The 15,699-nt window shown below is 68.6% G+C and carries 15 protein-coding genes; 7 read left to right on the forward strand and 8 right to left on the reverse strand.

What is annotated here, in order from left to right:
• Nucleotides 1-45 precede the first annotated feature (45 nt).
• Nucleotides 46-651: a 2-hydroxychromene-2-carboxylate isomerase gene (locus ACFQ27_RS09120; protein ID WP_377353359.1), complete on the reverse strand. Its 606-nt coding sequence runs from the start codon at nt 649-651 to the stop codon at nt 46-48.
• An 8-nt stretch (nt 652-659) separates the two neighbouring features.
• Nucleotides 660-1,421 (reverse strand): SDR family NAD(P)-dependent oxidoreductase, encoded by a 762-nt coding sequence (locus ACFQ27_RS09125; protein WP_377353360.1) that lies wholly within the window; start codon nt 1,419-1,421, stop codon nt 660-662.
• Nucleotides 1,422-1,497: 76 nt separating this feature from the next.
• On the opposite strand from ACFQ27_RS09125, the gene ACFQ27_RS09130 reads away from it, so the two are divergent.
• Nucleotides 1,498-1,950 (forward strand): winged helix-turn-helix transcriptional regulator, encoded by a 453-nt coding sequence (locus tag ACFQ27_RS09130; RefSeq protein ID WP_377353361.1) that lies wholly within the window; start codon nt 1,498-1,500, stop codon nt 1,948-1,950.
• Here the strand turns inward: ACFQ27_RS09130 and ACFQ27_RS09135 are convergent.
• The 4 genes from ACFQ27_RS09135 to ACFQ27_RS09150 all read right to left on the reverse strand — a co-directional run bounded on the left by ACFQ27_RS09135 (nt 1,947) and on the right by ACFQ27_RS09150 (nt 7,852).
• Nucleotides 1,947-3,800 carry an ABC transporter ATP-binding protein gene (locus tag ACFQ27_RS09135; protein WP_377353362.1) on the reverse strand — a complete coding sequence of 618 codons (1,854 nt, stop codon included), beginning with the start codon at nt 3,798-3,800 and terminating at the stop codon, nt 1,947-1,949. The two genes, ACFQ27_RS09130 and ACFQ27_RS09135, sit on opposite strands and share 4 nt — an antisense overlap.
• Nucleotides 3,797-5,659: an ABC transporter ATP-binding protein gene (locus ACFQ27_RS09140; protein WP_377353363.1), complete on the reverse strand. Its 1,863-nt coding sequence runs from the start codon at nt 5,657-5,659 to the stop codon at nt 3,797-3,799. Before ACFQ27_RS09140 ends, ACFQ27_RS09135 begins: the two co-directional genes overlap by 4 nt.
• 79 nt (nt 5,660-5,738) lie before the next feature.
• The gene (locus ACFQ27_RS09145; RefSeq protein WP_377353364.1) at nt 5,739-6,515 is read right to left on the reverse strand and encodes a DUF1365 domain-containing protein; all 777 of its coding nucleotides are present in this window, start codon (nt 6,513-6,515) and stop codon (nt 5,739-5,741) included.
• The gene (locus ACFQ27_RS09150; protein ID WP_377353365.1) at nt 6,512-7,852 is read right to left on the reverse strand and encodes an NAD(P)/FAD-dependent oxidoreductase; all 1,341 of its coding nucleotides are present in this window, start codon (nt 7,850-7,852) and stop codon (nt 6,512-6,514) included. Before ACFQ27_RS09150 ends, ACFQ27_RS09145 begins: the two co-directional genes overlap by 4 nt.
• Before the next feature lie 131 nt (nt 7,853-7,983).
• Between ACFQ27_RS09150 and ACFQ27_RS09155 the strand changes: the two genes are divergently transcribed.
• The 3 genes from ACFQ27_RS09155 (at nt 7,984) to ACFQ27_RS09165 (ending at nt 11,219) form a co-directional block, all read left to right on the forward strand.
• Nucleotides 7,984-9,009 carry an SAM-dependent methyltransferase gene (locus ACFQ27_RS09155; RefSeq protein WP_374346824.1) on the forward strand — a complete coding sequence of 342 codons (1,026 nt, stop codon included), beginning with the start codon at nt 7,984-7,986 and terminating at the stop codon, nt 9,007-9,009.
• A gap of 9 nt (nt 9,010-9,018) precedes the next feature.
• Nucleotides 9,019-9,414 carry a DUF2177 family protein gene (locus ACFQ27_RS09160; protein WP_377353366.1) on the forward strand — a complete coding sequence of 132 codons (396 nt, stop codon included), beginning with the start codon at nt 9,019-9,021 and terminating at the stop codon, nt 9,412-9,414.
• Between the two features lie 218 nt (nt 9,415-9,632).
• Nucleotides 9,633-11,219, forward strand: coding sequence for an AMP-binding protein (locus ACFQ27_RS09165; RefSeq protein WP_374346822.1), 1,587 nt, complete (start codon nt 9,633-9,635; stop codon nt 11,217-11,219).
• Between the two features lie 10 nt (nt 11,220-11,229).
• On the opposite strand, the gene ACFQ27_RS09170 is transcribed toward ACFQ27_RS09165, so the two are convergent.
• Entirely contained in the window at nt 11,230-11,427 is a 198-nt protein-coding gene (locus ACFQ27_RS09170; protein WP_374346821.1) for a helix-turn-helix transcriptional regulator, read from the reverse strand.
• Nucleotides 11,427-11,813, reverse strand: a complete 387-nt coding sequence (locus tag ACFQ27_RS09175; RefSeq protein ID WP_377353367.1) for a hypothetical protein — start codon at nt 11,811-11,813, stop codon at nt 11,427-11,429. Before ACFQ27_RS09175 ends, ACFQ27_RS09170 begins: the two co-directional genes overlap by 1 nt.
• A gap of 138 nt (nt 11,814-11,951) precedes the next feature.
• Here ACFQ27_RS09175 and ACFQ27_RS09180 point away from each other — a divergent pair, with 138 nt between their 5' ends.
• The 3 genes from ACFQ27_RS09180 to ACFQ27_RS09190 all read left to right on the forward strand — a co-directional run bounded on the left by ACFQ27_RS09180 (nt 11,952) and on the right by ACFQ27_RS09190 (nt 15,677).
• A complete protein-coding gene (locus tag ACFQ27_RS09180) occupies nt 11,952-13,244 on the forward strand; it encodes a metal-dependent hydrolase family protein (RefSeq protein WP_377353368.1) in 1,293 nt (430 codons plus the stop codon).
• Between the two features lie 107 nt (nt 13,245-13,351).
• Nucleotides 13,352-15,466 (forward strand): phosphocholine-specific phospholipase C, encoded by a 2,115-nt coding sequence (locus ACFQ27_RS09185; RefSeq protein ID WP_377353369.1) that lies wholly within the window; start codon nt 13,352-13,354, stop codon nt 15,464-15,466.
• On the forward strand, nt 15,396-15,677 hold the full coding sequence (locus tag ACFQ27_RS09190; RefSeq protein ID WP_377353370.1) for a ribbon-helix-helix domain-containing protein: 282 nt from the start codon (nt 15,396-15,398) through the stop codon (nt 15,675-15,677). Before ACFQ27_RS09185 ends, ACFQ27_RS09190 begins: the two co-directional genes overlap by 71 nt.
• The last annotated feature ends 22 nt before the right edge of the window (nt 15,678-15,699 follow it).

The raw sequence follows: 15,699 nt of genomic DNA on the forward strand, positions 1-15,699 counted from the left end.
GGAACTCCGTTGTTCCCCCATTGCTAGGCCCTCGCCCGGATAGGCTCAACCCGCGGCCAGTTCCTCTTCCACCTGACCCAGGCGGTCCTTGCCGAAGAACATCTCGTCACCGACGAAGAAGGTGGGGATGCCGAATACCCCCCGCTCCACGGCGCGCTCCGTGTTGGCCACCAGCTCTGCCTTCACCTCCGGGTCCTGGGTCGCCTCCAGGATCGCCTTGGCGTCCAGGCCCGCGGCGGCCAGCGCGCCGGCGGCCACCTCGGGATCGTCCATCTTCAGGCCGTCTTCCCACATGGCCTTCAGCACCGCCTCGCGATAGGCCTCGCCGACGCCCAGCCGGTTCGCGGCGACCTGGCCGCGCATGATCAGCAGGGTGTTGACCGGGAAGTGCGGATTCATGCGGAAGGCGGTCAGGCCGTGCTTCTTCACGAACCGCTGGGTCTCCAGGTTCTCATAGGCCAGCTTGCCCTTCACCGGTCCGAAGGCCTGCATCGGCGACTGATTGTTGGTGGCCTTGAAGATCCCGCCCAGCAGGCAGGGGATCACGTTCACGCTCGCGCCCTGCCGCGCGGCCAGATCCTTGAGCACCTTCCAGCTCAGATAGGCGTTCGGGCTTCCGAAATCGAAGATGAAGTCGACAGTCTTTCCCATGGGGGTCCTCACCAGGTTTCCGACCAGGGCCGCAGGTCGAGTTCATGCGTCCAGGCCGATCGTTGTTGGTTGTGCAGCCAGACATAGTTGGCCGCGATCTCCTCGGGCTTCAGGATCACGTTCCTCGCCAGCAGGTCCTCGACATCCGTGCGGTTCGAACGGGTGAAAACCCCGTCGATGGCGCCGTCCACCACCACGTGGGCGACATGGATGCCCTTGGGGCCCAGCTCGCGGGCGGCGCTCTGGGCCATGACGCGCAGTCCGGCCTTGGCGGCGGCGAAGGCGGAGAAGCCCTCGCGTCCGCGCACGGACGCCGTGGCGCCGGTGATCAGGATCGAGCCGCGGCCCCTCGGCGTCATGACCCGCGCGGCCTCCCGCGCGGCCAGGAAGCCGGCGAAGCAGGCCATCTCCCAGACCTTGGTGAACACCCGGCTGGTGGTCTCGGTCAGCGAGAAGCGCACGTTCGCGCCGATGTTGAAGACCATGATCTCGATGGGGCCGATCTTGGCCTCGATGTCGTCGACGAGGGCGATCATCTCGGCCTCCTCCCGCGCATCGACGCCGCGGGCCTCAGCCCGTCCACCGGCGGCGCGGATATTGGCGGCCAGGGCTTCGAGCTGCTCCAGGTTCCGGGCCCGGCGGGTGACCACCACCGGATGGCCCTCGGCGGCGAAGGCCCGAGCGATGGCGCCGCCCACCCCGTCGCCGGCGCCGATCACCACGCACACGCCCTTGGCGTCACTGGGGGCGTCCTTGGGGGCGTCGCTCATGGCCGATCTCCTTTAGTTTATTTTCTGGACTGACCATGGTATTGAATCTGGACCCAGTCAATCGGAGTCTGGACGCATGAAGTGGGATGACCTGGCGAACGAGCCCTGCTCGGTGGCGCGCACGGTGGCCGTGATCGGCGACCGCTGGACGCTGATGATCCTGCGCGACGTGTTCCTAGGGATCCGGCGGTTCGAGGATTTCCAGGCCCGGCTGGGCATCTCGCGCACCATCACCGCCGAGCGGCTGAAGGCGCTCGTGGACGAGGGCGTGCTGAAGAAGGTCGCCTACCAGGACCGCCCCCTGCGCCACGAGTACCGGCTGACCGACAAAGGCCTCGATCTCTATCCGGTGATCATGGCCATCGTGAACTTCGGCGACCGTCACTATGCGGGCGAGGCCGGCCCGCCCCTGCTCCACCGCCACAAGGCCTGCGGCTGCGACTTCGCCCCCGTCATGACCTGCTCCGAATGCCACGCCCCCGTCGGCGCGCGCGATGTGGAGACGCGGGCGGGGCCGGGGGCGGTCTAGGTCCGCGTCGCGAACTCCGCGTCCCCCGTCTGGGCCACCACCTGGTCATCGAAGCTGGCGTGGGCGCTGGTGTAGAGGTGCGAATAGAGCCCGCCGGTCTGCATCAGCACGTCATGGCTGCCCTGCTCCAGGATCCGGCCCTGCTGCAGCACGATGATCCGGTCGGCGTCGCGGATGGTGGCCAGCCGGTGGGCGATGACCATGCAGGTCCGGCCCGCGAACAGCACCTTCAGCGCCTTCTGGATCGCCTGCTCCGTGAACGAGTCGATGTTGGCCGTGGCCTCGTCGAGGATCAGGATCTGCGGGTCGGCGACCAGGGCGCGGGCGAAGCTGATCAGCTGGCGCTGGCCCATGGAAATGTTGCGTCCGCGCTGGCCGAGCGGGGTGTCATAGCCCTCCGGCAGGCGCAGGATGAAGTCGTGGGCGCTGACCGCCTTGGCCGCCTCGATGATCCGCTCGCGGCTGGCGCCGGAGTTGTAGCGGATGTTGTCCTCAATGGTGCCCGTGAACAGGAACGGCTCCTGCAGCACCATGCCGATGGTGCGGCCCAGGCTGTCCAGGGTCACGTCGCGCACGTCGTGGCCGCCCACCAGCACCTGGCCCTGATCGACCTCATAGAACCGGTGCGCCAAGGCGATGATCGAGGTCTTGCCCGACCCCGTCGGCCCGACCAGCGCCACCACCTCCTTGGGCTTTACCGTGAAGCTGATGTCGTGCAGCACCGGGCGCTTGGGATCGTAGCCGAAGGTCACATTGCGGAACTCCACCGTCGGGGCGGCGTCCTTCAGCACCACGGCGTCCGGCTTGTCGGAGATGGTCACCGGCACGTCCAGCACCTCGAAGATCCGGTGCCCCGCCGCCATGGCCCGCTGCATCACCGTGTACTGCATCGACAGCATGCGCACCGGCTCGAAGAAGCGGTTCACATAGAGGATGAAGGTGACCATCACCCCCACCTCGAGCCGGCCGCCCAACACCGCCTCGCCGCCGACCACGACCACCACTGCCATGGCCAGGCCCGTCAGCACATCGACGGTCGGGACCATGATCTGGGTCATCCAGCTGGCGCCGGCCTGGGCCTTGAAGTTCTCGAAGGCCTTGACCTTGTAGAGGTCGAAATTCATCGCCTCCCGCCGGCTTTCCTGCACGGTGCGCACGCCGTTGATGTTCTCGGCCAGGGCCGAGTTGGCGGTGGACGATGCATCCCGCGCCAGACGGAAGCTTTTCTTGGAATAGGGCAGCCAGACCGCGCGGATGGCGATCAGGGCCGGCAGCACGGCCAGGGTCAGCAGGCCCAGCTTCAGGTCCGTGGCCAGGAGGACGATGGTGATGCCGATCAGGGTCACGAAGTCCCCGATCGCCCCGTTCATGCTCTCCAGGAACTCCTGCAGGGCGTTCACGTCGCCCTGCAGGCGCGACATGATCCGGCCCACATGGGTCTTGTCCATGAACGACAGGGACACGTCCTGGAAGTGGGCGAACATCGCCCGGCGAATGTCGAAGATGACCCGCTGGGCCAGCCGGGCCGACAGCCACTCGCCGATGAAGAACGCCGCCGCATACGCCACGGCGACGCCCGCGAAGATCGCCAGGGTCCGGTCCAGACCCGCCGTGTCATGGGCCACCGCGTGGTCCACCGCCGCGCCGGTCAGCTTGGGGATCATCACCTGGCAGGCCGCCGCCGCCAGCACCGCCAGCTGGGCCGTGAAGATCGCCTTTTTGTGCGGCTTCAGCCAGCCGAAGAACCGGCGGGCCACCCCCACATCGAAGGTCCCGAAGATGTCGTCGCCCTCGGAGCTGCCGAGCGAGGCGCGGGGGGCGCGGCGGGGGGTTTGCTCAGCGCCGCTCATACGCCCACCTCGTCTTCCAGCACGGCCTCGGCGTCGGAGCGGGTCTGCAGCTCGTAGAGGTCGGCATAGGTCCCGCCCAAGGCCAGCAGTTCGGCGTGCGTCCCGCGCTCGGCCACCCGGCCGTTGTCCAGGACGATGATCTGGTCGGCGTGCATCAGCGAGGACAGCCGGTGGGCGATGATCACGGTCGCCTTGGCCTTGGTGGCCTCCGACAGGGCGTCGCGCACCCGCCGCTCGGTCACCGCGTCAATGGCGGCGGTGGAGTCGTCGAAGATCATCACGCCCGGCCCCGGCACCACGCCGCGGGCGATGCTCATCCGCTGGCGCTGACCACCGGACAGGGCCACGCCCCGCTCGCCCACCCGGGTCTCATAGGCCTCGGGCAGGCCGGCGATGTGGTCGTGGATCTGGGCGGTGCGGGCCGCGCCCTCGATCCGCCCCTCCTCGGCCCACGGATCGGCATAGGCGATGTTGTGGCCGATGGATGAGTCGAACAGGAAGGCCTCCTGCTGGACCAGGCCCACATACTCTCGAAGGCTCTCCAGGCTGACCTCGCGGATATCGACCCCGTCGATGGTGATCCGGCCCTCAGTCACGTCGTAGAAGCGCGGGATCAGGTTCGCGAGGCTGGACTTGCCAGACCCCGGCGCGCCGACCACGCCCAAGGTCTGGCCGGGCCGGACCTCGAAGCTGACATCGCTCAGCACCGGCTTGCCGGCGACATAGGCGAAGGCGACATTCTCGAACCGCAGCACGCCTTCGCGGGGCGCCAGCGGACGCGCCTCTTGGGCGTCCGCGATCTCCGGCTTCAGGTCCAGCACCTCGAACAGCCGCGCGCCGGATGAGGTCGCCCGGGCGCCGGCGTTGAAGATCATGGCGATCTGCCGGATCGGGGTCTGCAGCAGGGTCATATAGGTCAGGTAGGCGGTCAGGGTCCCGACGCTCATCGCGCCCGCCGCCACCTTGTGCCCGCCGAACCACAGCACCCCGGCCATGGAGGCGTTGAAGGTCACCTGCATCACCGACACGGCCCTGAAGCGCATGGTGATCCGCTCATAGGAATAGGCCAGCGCCTTCATCGAGGCCTCGTCGAACTTCACCAGCTCGAAGGTCTTGCCCGCAAAGGCCCGCACCACGCGGATCCCCTGGAGGTTCTCCTCCATGGTCAGGGTCAGGGCCGCCATCAGCTCCTGGAACCGCAGCCAGGTGATGCGCAAGAGCACGCCCATCCGGGCGAGCGCCGCGGCCGAGAACGGCACGAAGGCCAGGCCGATCAGGCCGAGCGTCAGGTCGGTGCGCAGCATCTCGAAGGCCGCGAAACCCAGCAGCAGCACCAGGGTCAGGACCGGCATCAGGCCGCCCTGGATGAACACCCGCGCGCCCTCCAGGTCGAGCATGCCGCGGGTGATCAGGTCACCGGAGTGGACCTTGTCGTGGAAGCCGAAGGACAGCCGCTGGAGCTGCTGGAAGTACTGGAGGCGCAGGTCATAGCCGACCCGCTGGCTGACATATTCGCCCAGATAGCCGGACAGCATGGTCATCAGGCCGCGCACGATGGTGGCGGCGATCACAAGGGCCGCGGTGAGCCAAAGCGCCTTGCGGGCGAGATCGGCATGCGCGGCGCCTTGGACCAGCAGGTCATGCGCCTGGTCCACGGCCCGGCCGAGGAGGCGCGGCAAGGCCAGGCTGGCGAGCGCCGAGCCCAAGGAGGTCGCAATGGCCGCGGCCAGCAGCCAGGGATAGTTGAAGGCCAGGCGGACAATCCGCGGGATGACCTTCGGCGCCTGCCGGGCGTCGACCCGGTTCACCTGCGAGACAGGCGCGTCCCCATCCCGTCCCGCAGGGGCGGAATCACTCATCTCAAATTTCCAGCTTCGAGTATGGTGGCGATTGTGCGCCGCCCGGCCGGGACAGGCCAGGGCTGTTTTTGACGCTGCGTTAGAAAGCGCTGGCCGCGCCCACGGTCACCGGCCGCGCCGGGGCCTTGGGACGGGGCCGCAGCCGCTCGCCCTTCAGCCAGATCTTCAAGGCTTCCCAGTGGATCGCCGCCATGACGCCGAGGGTCATCAGCGGATGGGTGAGGAAGGCCTTCCAGAGCGCCGCATCGGTCAGCGCCTGACGCCGGCCGGCGAAGGCCGCCGACAGCACCAGCCCCTCGGCGTCGCGGACCTCGACGGCGACCGAGACGTCCTCGCCGGGCGGCTGGATGCGAAAGCCATAGGCCAGGTCCATGTCCATGAAGGGCGAGACATAGAAGCCCTTGTCGATCCCCTGGCGCAGCACCTCATCGTCGCCGTCCGTCACCGGGATCAGATAGCTGTGCCGCTCGCCGAAGGTGTTGTTGACCTCGTAGAGCAGGGCGGTCAGGGCGCCGTCCTCACCGTGGCAGAAATAGACGCTCAAGGGGTTGAACACCCCGCCCAGGATGCGCGGCATGCAGAGCAGCCACACCGGTCCGCCGGTGGCGATCCCCGCCGCCCGCAAATGGCCCTCGACCTCGGCCTTCAGCCCACCCGCCCCGGACAGGTGGTCGCGCTCAAAGAAGCTGGTCAGAGCGAACCGTTCGGCGCCGAACAGCTTCAGCCGCCCGCCCAACGCCGCGGCCTCGTCCAGGTCGATCAGCAGCATGAAGATGCGATAGCGCAGCCGATGCCGGCGTGGCTTGACCCGCGTGTGGGTCACGATCCCCGGATAGAGGCCGGAGGCGATCCTCACGCCGCCGCCTCCTCCAGGAGGGCGGGGGCCGCGCCCACATGGATGCGGCCCGACTCATTGGCCACCGACCAGGGTCGGCGCACCCCGCCCAAGGCCTCGGCGACGGCCAGGCCCGACTGCAGGGCGTCCTCGTGGAAGCCGTGGCCGAAGTACGAACCGCAGAACCAGGTCCGCTTCACCCCCTGCAGGGACCAAAGCTGGCGCTGGGCGGCGATGGCCTCGGCGTTGAACAGCGGATGCTCGTAGACGTCCGTCCGCACCACCGCCTCGGGCGCAATCTCGCGTGTGGGATTGAGGGTGACAAACAGGTCCGGCGCGTCGGTCAGGCTCTGTAGGCGGTTCATCCAGTAGGTGACACAGCCCTCGCCAGGCGCCGCGCGTGAGCCGATGTGGTTCCAGCTGGTCCAGGCCCGGCGGCGCTTGGGCATCAGGGCCGGGTCGGTGTGCAGGACGGCGTGGTTCAAGGTGTACTGGAAGGCGGACAACAGGCCCCGCTCGGCCGGGGTCGGGTCCTCCAGAAGCTTCAGGGCGTGGTCCCCGTGGGTGGCGATCACCACCTCATCGAACCGCTCGGTCTCGCCGGAAGCATGGCGGACCACGACGCCCTCGGCGTCGCGGCGCACGCCGGCGATCCGCGCGCCGGTTCGGATCTCGCCCGCAAAGCCGGCAACCAGTTCGCGGACATAGTTGCGGCTCCCGCCGGCCACCGTGCGCCACAGCCCCCGGCCGACCACCTGCATCATGCCGTGGTTCTGGAAGAAGCGGATCAGGCCCGCCGCCGGATAGGCGCCGATGTCGGCGAGCGGGGTCGACCAGATGGCCGAGGCCATGGGCAGCAGGTGGTCATCCCGGAAGGCCTGGCCATAGCCCTTGGCCGCCAGATAGTCGTCCAGGCTGGTGAGCGGCCCTTCCAACTCGACCAGGTCCTGGGGCGCCTCGCGATAGAAGCGGGTGACATCGGCCAGCATGCCCAGGAAACGCGGGTTCACCAGGTTGCGCCGCTGAGCGAACAGGGACTGGGAAGAATACTCGAACGCGCCCTCGTCCAGGGTGACGCTGAGCGCCATGTCGGCTGGCAGGGACTTCACCCCCAGGTGCGCCAGCAGGGCCGTGAAGTTCGGATAGTTGTCCTCGTTATAGACGATGAAGCCGGTGTCGACCGGGACCGGCCCCTTCGCGCCCGGCGCCTCCACCGTATTGGCGTGGCCGCCGATACGGCCGTCGGTCTCGAAGACCGTGACCTCGCAGGTCCGGCCCAGCAGCCAGGCGCAGGATAGGCCGGCCACGCCAGCGCCGATGACGGCGACGCGCGGACGCAAGACTTCGTGACGGGTCATGGGGGGCTCCGGTCTCGGCGGGACCGCTCGCCCCGACCGCTGGATTACGCAGAGCCAGGGGTCCCGGATGCATCCCCCCGGCCTGTCGCCGCGTAGTTGCTCTCAGAACCCCGCCGGACGGAGACCGCCCCATGTCCCTCGTCGCCGCCACCCTGACCGCCTTTGAAGGCGCGCCTCTGCCGGACGCCGTGCGTCGCGCCGCCGTCCACCTGCTTGTCTCCGGCGCTCGCCGAAGTCTGGTCGGCGCGCCCGCCAACGCCTCGGCCCAGTTCGCCCGCGAGATGGAGGCCCGCCCCATCGCCGAGCACACCCAGGCCGCCAACGATCAGCACTACGAACTGCCCGCCGCCTTCTTCGAGGCGGTGCTGGGTCCGAACCTGAAATACTCCTGCGGCCTCTATGGCGAGGGCGTCACCAGCCTGGCCGACGCCGAGGAAAAGGCCCTGGCCGAGACCGCCGCCCATGCGGGCCTGGCGGATGGCCAGCAGATCCTGGAGCTCGGCTGCGGCTGGGGATCCCTGTCCCTATGGATGGCCCGGGCCCTGCCGAACGCCCGCATCACCTCGGTGTCCAATTCCGCCAGCCAGGGCGACTACATCAGGGCCAAGGCTGAGGCCCAGGGTCTGACCAACCTGACCGTGCTGACCGCCGACATGAACGACTTCGAGGCGCAAGGCGGCTTCGATCGCATCGTCTCGGTGGAGATGTTCGAGCACATGGCCAACTGGCGCGCCCTGCTGACCAAGGCCCGCGGCTGGCTGAAGCCGGACGGGCGGATGTTCATTCATATCTTCACCCACAAGACCACGCCCTACCGGTTCGACGCCGACGACGAGGTCGACTGGATCGGCAAGTACTTCTTCTCCGGCGGGGTCATGCCCAGCCACGACCTGATCCGCCAGTTCCCGGACCTCTTCGAGGTCGAGGAGTCCTGGCGCTGGTGCGGCGTCCACTACGAGAAGACCGCCCTGGACTGGCTGGCCAACTATGACCGCAACGCCTGGCGGATCCGGCCGGTGCTGGAGGCGGTCTATGGCCGCGACGCGACCCTGTGGGGCCGTCGCTGGCGTCTGTTCTTCCTGGCCACCGCCGGCCTGTTCGGCCACCGTGGCGGCGAGGAATGGGGCGTCAGCCACTATCGCCTGAAGCCGGTCTAGGAGCCACTTATGCTGCGCAACATCATCGCCTGGGTCGCCACCGCCGTCGCCTTTGCCGGCATCGACTTCATCTGGCTGACCAACGCCCAGGGGCTCTATCGCCCGGCCCTCGACGAGGTCCTGTCGCCGACCGTGAACTTCAGCGCGGCCATCGCCTTCTACCTGATCTACATCACCGGGGTGACGGTGATGGCGGTGCTCCCGACCGGGTCCTTGCGCGCCGCGGCCGGCAAGGGGGCGATGCTGGGCTGTTTCGCCTACGCCACCTACGACCTGACCAACCAGGCCACGCTCAAGGTTTGGTACACCCACATCACCGTGGCCGACATCGCCTGGGGAACCTTCCTCACCGCCTCGGCCGCCGCCATTGGCTGGCTGGTGGCGAGCCGGATTCCGAGCCGCTGAGCCCAAGGCGGACGACAGGGGGACGGAGCGCGCAAATCCGATCACGGTTCGGATCGTTCGGGCCGTTGTCGGGGGCCTCCCAGCCTGTCATTACTATCGCCAGGGAAGGACGCGGACGCTCCCGCCGGGCCTATTTCGACCTGGCGCGCGGCCAAAGAAGCCGTCCTCCCTGCGCATAGAAACGCGCCGCCCAAGCGGTCGGCGCCGGGAGGAATTTGATGGAAGATTTGAAGGACCGGGCGAGCCTGGACCAGCGCCTTGAGGCCGCCGCCATGGTGGGGATGACCACCGCGGTCTGGGCCTCCGTCCAGCCCGACAAGGTGGCGATTGTCGATCCCAACGGGCGCAGCAAGACCTTCGCCGAGATCAACGCCGCCGCGAACAAGCTGACCCGACTTTTCCGCGAGCGCGGCCTGAAGGCCGGCGATTCCCTGGCCCTGGTCTGCTCCAATCGCGCCGAGTTCGTCGAGGTCCTGGCCGCGACCCTCCGCGCCGGCATCCGCATCACGCCGGTGAACTGGCACCTCACTCCGGACGAGATCGCTTACATCATCAAGGATTGCGAGGCGAAGATCCTGGTCGGCGAGCAGCGCGTGCACGCCGTCGCCGAGGCCGCCCGCGAGTGCCCGGACCTGGTGCTGAAACTGGCCGTCGGCGGCGACATTCCCGGCTTCGAGAACTACGATCAGCTGCTGGAGCCTATCGACGGCTCGGACATCGACGATCCGGTGCTCGGCAACTCGATGATGTACACCTCGGGCACCACCGGCCGGCCGAAGGGGGTCTATCGCCCCGTCCCCGCCGTCACGCCCCAGGCCATGTACGCCATGCGCGGCTATGACCACGAGACCAGCGTCCAGATGTGCGCCGGCCCGGCCTATCACGCCGCCCCGCTGGCCTTCGACGTGCGCGCCGCCATGGGCGCTGGCGTGCCGCTGATCTTCATCGACAAGTGGGACTCAGAACACGTCCTGCGGACCATCCACGAGCACAAGGTCACCCACCTGCACCTGGTGCCGATCATGTTCCAGCGCCTGCTGGCCCTGCCCGACGCGGTGAAGGCCAAGTACGCGGTCGATCATGTGAAATACATCATCCACGGCGCCGCGCCCTGCCCGCCCGAGGTCAAGCACGCCATGATCGAATGGTTCGGCCCGGTGCTGTCGGAATACTATGCCGGCTCCGAGGGCGGCGCCGGCTTCGCCATCGATTCTCACGAGTGGCTGCGCAAGCCCGGCAGCGTCGGCAAGCGCCCGGCCCTGCTGCAGGTCCGCATCCTTGACGAGAACGGCAATGACCTGCCCAACGGCCAGGCCGGGACCATCTATCACCAGCTGCCCCCCGGCGGCGGCTTCTCCTACTACAAGGACGAGGCCAAGACCCAGGCGAGCCGGGTCGACGGCTTCTTCACCATGGGCGACGTCGGCTACTTCGACGAGGACGACTACCTGTTCCTCACCGGCCGCAACGCCGAGACCATCATCTCCGGCGGGGTGAACATCTACCCGCAGGAAGTCGACAACGAGCTCATCAAGCATGACGCCGTCGCCGACAGCGCCACCGTGGGCGTCCCCCACGACGAGTGGGGCGAACAGGTCAAGGCGGTGATCCTGCTGAAGCCGGGCTACACGCCCTCGGACGCCCTGGCCCAGGAGATCCTGGACTTCGGCCGCGCCACCCTGCCGGCCTTCAAGGTGCCGCGCAGCCTGGACTTCGTCACCGAGCTGCCCCGCTCGGAAGCCGGCAAGATCCAGCGTAACAAGGTCCGCGCCCCCTACTGGGAAGGCCGCACGCGCCAGATCTAAGGCTCAGGCCTCAGCCGTGGGGGTTTTCGAAGATCGCCTCCACGGCCAGGCCGAACACCGCGGCGATCCGATAGGCCAGGTCCAGGGACGGATCGTGCTTCTCGGTCTCCAGGGCGTTGATCGCCTGGCGTGAGACGCCCAGCCGGCGGCCGAGCTCTTCCTGGGTCCAGCCCTGGGCGGTGCGCAGGGTCCGCAGGTGGTTCTTCATCAGCGGCTGGTCCGGATGAGGGGCGAGGCGACGCCGAACATCGCCCAGAACAGCGGATAGATCATCCAGCCGGGCGCGTGCGGCGCATGCGCGTAGCTCTCCAGGAAGCCCCAGGCGCTCAGGATCGCCATGGCCAGGCCCGAGGCGACGATGAAGCGCTTGGCGGTCAGGGCGCGGACGAACTCGTCGGCCTCATTCATCAGGGCGATGGTGGCCCAGATCTGCCCGGCCACGGGGGCGGCGACCGCCAGCCCCATCAGCCAGGCGCCCGGCCCGCGCAGGTCGTCGAAGGCGCCGGCGATGGCGGCGATATTGATCGCCACATAGCCGCTCATGAAGGCGGCGGTGCGAAGCGTGTAGCGGCGGTGCGCCGGGTCCATGGCCATGGGAAGCCCTCCAGAATGTAAGGCAAACCTGACACGGCAGGCATGTCAGGTCAACCTGACATTTGCGTCGCCCTGGCGACCGGCTAGAACCTCTGCAAGGATCACGTTCGATCTTCAGTTCCTTGGGGCCCTATCCGCATGAAACCTCTCGCCTTCGGCGCGGCGCTCGCCGCCACCCTCGCCCTGTCCGCGCCGGCCCTGGCCGCCGGGCCGCTGACCTTTGTCCAGGCCGGCCGCGTGCTGGTCGACCCCGCCAGCGGCAAGGTCGAGACCGCCAAGACCCTGGTGGTCCAGGACGGCAAGGTGGTCCGCGTCGAGGACGGCTATGTGGCCGAGCCGGGCGGAACCGTCGTCGACCTGAAGTCCCGCTTCGTCCTGCCCGGCCTGATCGACAGCCACGTCCACCTGACCAGCGAACAGGGCCCGTCCAGCCGCCTGGACGAGGTCACCCTGTCAGCCTCCGACCAGGCCTTCGCCGGCGCCCGCTACGCCAAGCGCACCCTGATGGCCGGCTTCACCACCGTCGCCGACCTGGGCGGTGAGAACGAGGCTGTCTTCGCCCTGCGCAAGGCCACCGCCAATGGCGACGTCCCCGGCCCGCGGATCATCGCCGCCGGCTCGGCCATCTCGATCCATGGCGGCCATGGCGATGTGAACGGCCTGCGCGAGGACATCATGCATGTCCTGCGCCCCAATTCGGTCTGCTCGGGCGCCGAGGACTGCCGCCGCGCCGTGCGCGAACAGGTCTGGCTGGGCGCGGACGTGATCAAGATCACCGCCACCGGCGGGGTGCTGTCCAACACCGCCGCAGGGCTGGCCCAACAGTTCTCGGACGACGAGTTGGTCGCCATCGTCGATTCGGCCCACCGCATGGGGCGCCGCGTCACCGCCCACGCCCACGGGGTCGACGGCATCAATGCCTTCCTGCGCGCCGGCGGCGATTCCATCGAGCACGGCACCTATCTCGACAAGGACAGCATCGCCCTCTTCAAGAAGAACGGCGCCTATCTGGTCCCGACGCTCGAGGCCGGCGACTTCGTGGCCCGCATCGCCTCTGGCCCGAACAACTTCCTCACCCCCGCCCAGACCGCCAAGGCCCTGGAAGCCGGCCCCAAGATGCTCGACATGGCGCGCCGCGCCCACGAGGCGGGCGTCAAGATCGCGTTCGGCACCGACACCGGCGTCTCCGCCCACGGCCAGAACGCCTATGAGTTCGTGCTGCTGGTCAAGGCCGGCCTGACCCCGCTGGAGGCCGTCCAGGCCGCCACCGTCAACGCCGCCGACCACCTGCAGATCTCGACCCAGGCCGGCTCGCTCACCCCCGGCCACAACGCCGATCTGATCGCCGTCGACGGTGATCCGCTCACCGACGTCTCGGTCCTGCAGAAGGTCGGCTTCGTGATGAAGTCCGGCGTCGTCTACAAGAACTGAGGCTCAAACAGGCGCCCGGCGGAGATCCCTCGCCGGGCGCAGCCTTCTGTCATGACGCCGTAGTCGATCCCCCCTAAGGCGGCGCCGAACCCGACGGGATACGCCTCATGACCACCCTCGACCGCCGCTCTCTCCTGCTCGCCGCCGGCGCCACGGGCCTGTTCCCGGCCATCGCGCGCGCCAAGGCCATCGACGCCCACGTCCGCACCGGCACGATCCGCGACGTCGAGCACGTGGTGATCTTCATGCAGGAGAACCGCAGCTTCGATCACTACTTCGGCACGCTGGCCGGCGTGCGCGGCTTCGGCGACCGCTTCCCGATCCCCGTGCCGGACACCGAGCGCCTGCAAGGCGCCACCGTGTTCGCCCAAACGAATAAGGCCCCCGGCCCGCCGGTCATCGCCCCCTTCCACCTCAACACCCGCCAGAGCTTCGCCCACATGCGGGTCGAGGGCACGCCGCACCTGTGGCCGGATGCGCAGGGCGCCTGGAACGACGGCCGCATGGACCGCTGGCCGGTCACCAAGACCGAGCATTCCATGGGCTACTACAAGGCCGAAGATCTGCCCTTCCAGTTCGCCCTGGCCGACGCCTTCACCCTCTGCGACGCCTATCACTGCTCGATCCAGTCCGGCACCAACCCCAACCGCCTGTTCCTGTGGACCGGGACCAACGACGCCTCGGGCAAGTTCGGCGGCCCGGCCATGGCCAATTCCCATGACCGGTTCGTGGCCCAAGGCGGCCACCCGAACGCCTACACCTGGACCACGTATGTCGAGCGCCTGGAGAAGGCCGGCGTCTCCTGGCGCCTCTACCAGGACATGGCCGACAACTTCACCGACAACCCGCTGGCCGGCTTCAAGGCCTTCCGCGACGCCTTCGACAAGAAACCCGGCTCAGACCCGGCCCTGGCGAACAAGGCCCTGACCACCCGCATGCTCGACGGCCTGCGTGAGGACGTCATGTCGGGCGCCCTGCCCCAGGTCTCCTACATCATCGCCCGGGCCGGCGATTCCGAGCACCCCGGCCCCTCCAGCCCGGCCCAGGGCGCCGCCTTCACCGCCCAGGTGATCGAGGCCCTGACCGCCAATCCGGAGGTCTGGAGCCGCACCGCCCTGTTCGTGATGTTCGACGAGAACGACGGCTTCTTCGACCACGTCCCGCCGCCGGCCCCGCCGTCCAAGGACGCCGCCGGCAAGCCGCTCGGCGCCTCGACCATCGACACCACCGGCGAATATCACCTGGTCGCCAGCACCGCCGACCCGCTGGCCGAGCGGCCGGAGTTCATCGGCCGCGCCTATGGCCTGGGCCCCCGCGTGCCGATGTACGTGATCTCGCCCTGGAGCCGCGGCGGCTTCGTCAATTCGGAGGTCTTCGACCACACCTCGGTGATCCGCTTCCTGGAGGCCCGCTTCGGGGTGGAGGAGCCGAACATCACCCCCTGGCGCCGCGCGGTCTGCGGCGACCTGACCTCGGCCTTCGACTTCCGCACCCCCAACGACGCCCCCTTCGCAGGCGACCTGCCCAAGGTGGCGGACGAGGCGGCGCGGGCCCGCAAGATGGCGACCTACACCCCGCCCACGCCGGTCACCCCGACGGCGCCGGTCCAGGCCGAGGGCGTCCGCCCCTCGCGCCCCCTGCCCTACGCCCTGGACGTCAAGGCGGAGGCCGCCCCAGCCGGCAAGCTCACCCTGACCTTCCTCAACACCGGCAAGGCCGGGGCCGTCTTCCACCTCTATGACCTGAACGCGCTGGCCGCCCCGCCGCGCCGCTACACGGTGGAGGCGGGCAAGCGCCTGACCGAGACGCTTCCGCCCCCCAACACCAACGCCAACGACGGCGCCGGCCACGACCTCTGGATCCTCGGCCCCAACGGCTTCCACCGCCACATCCGCGGCCAAGGCCTGGAAGCCCAGCTCGCGCCCCAGCGCGCGGGCGCCGAAAGCCTCACCCTGACCCTGCGCAACCCCACCAAGGCCGAGCTGACCGTCAAGGTCACCCCCAGAGCCTACGCCCCCGCCCACGAAACCTGGCGCGTCACCCTCGCGCCCGGCGACACCGCCGCCCGCACCTGGCCCCTGAAACCCACCGCCGGCTGGTACGACCTGGCCGTGGAGACGGACGGCGGCTACCTGCGCCGGTTCGCAGGGCATGTGGAGACGGGGCGGGCCAGCCTGTCAGACCCGGCTATGGGGGGACCGGCGCGGATGGTGCGGGGGTAGGTATGGCCGGTTGAGAAATGCTCGAGCCGAGTGGAGCGGTCGAGCGGTAGGCCGCGTGGGTCAGGGGGCGATCAGCGGCTACCTAGGACCAAAAGAGCCGCGTAATTTGAGCACGGCCCCGGAACGAAACACCGGCCTGCATGCCCTCATAGGCGAGGCGTTCGATAACCTCACGCGCAAGTATGGCAAACATCTAGCTCGCGAATGCTAGACATCGCATTGCGACCGAGATC

Origin of the sequence: Phenylobacterium conjunctum, assembly GCF_042679085.1 — a bacterium.
GTDB classification, from domain to species: domain Bacteria; phylum Pseudomonadota; class Alphaproteobacteria; order Caulobacterales; family Caulobacteraceae; genus Phenylobacterium; species Phenylobacterium conjunctum.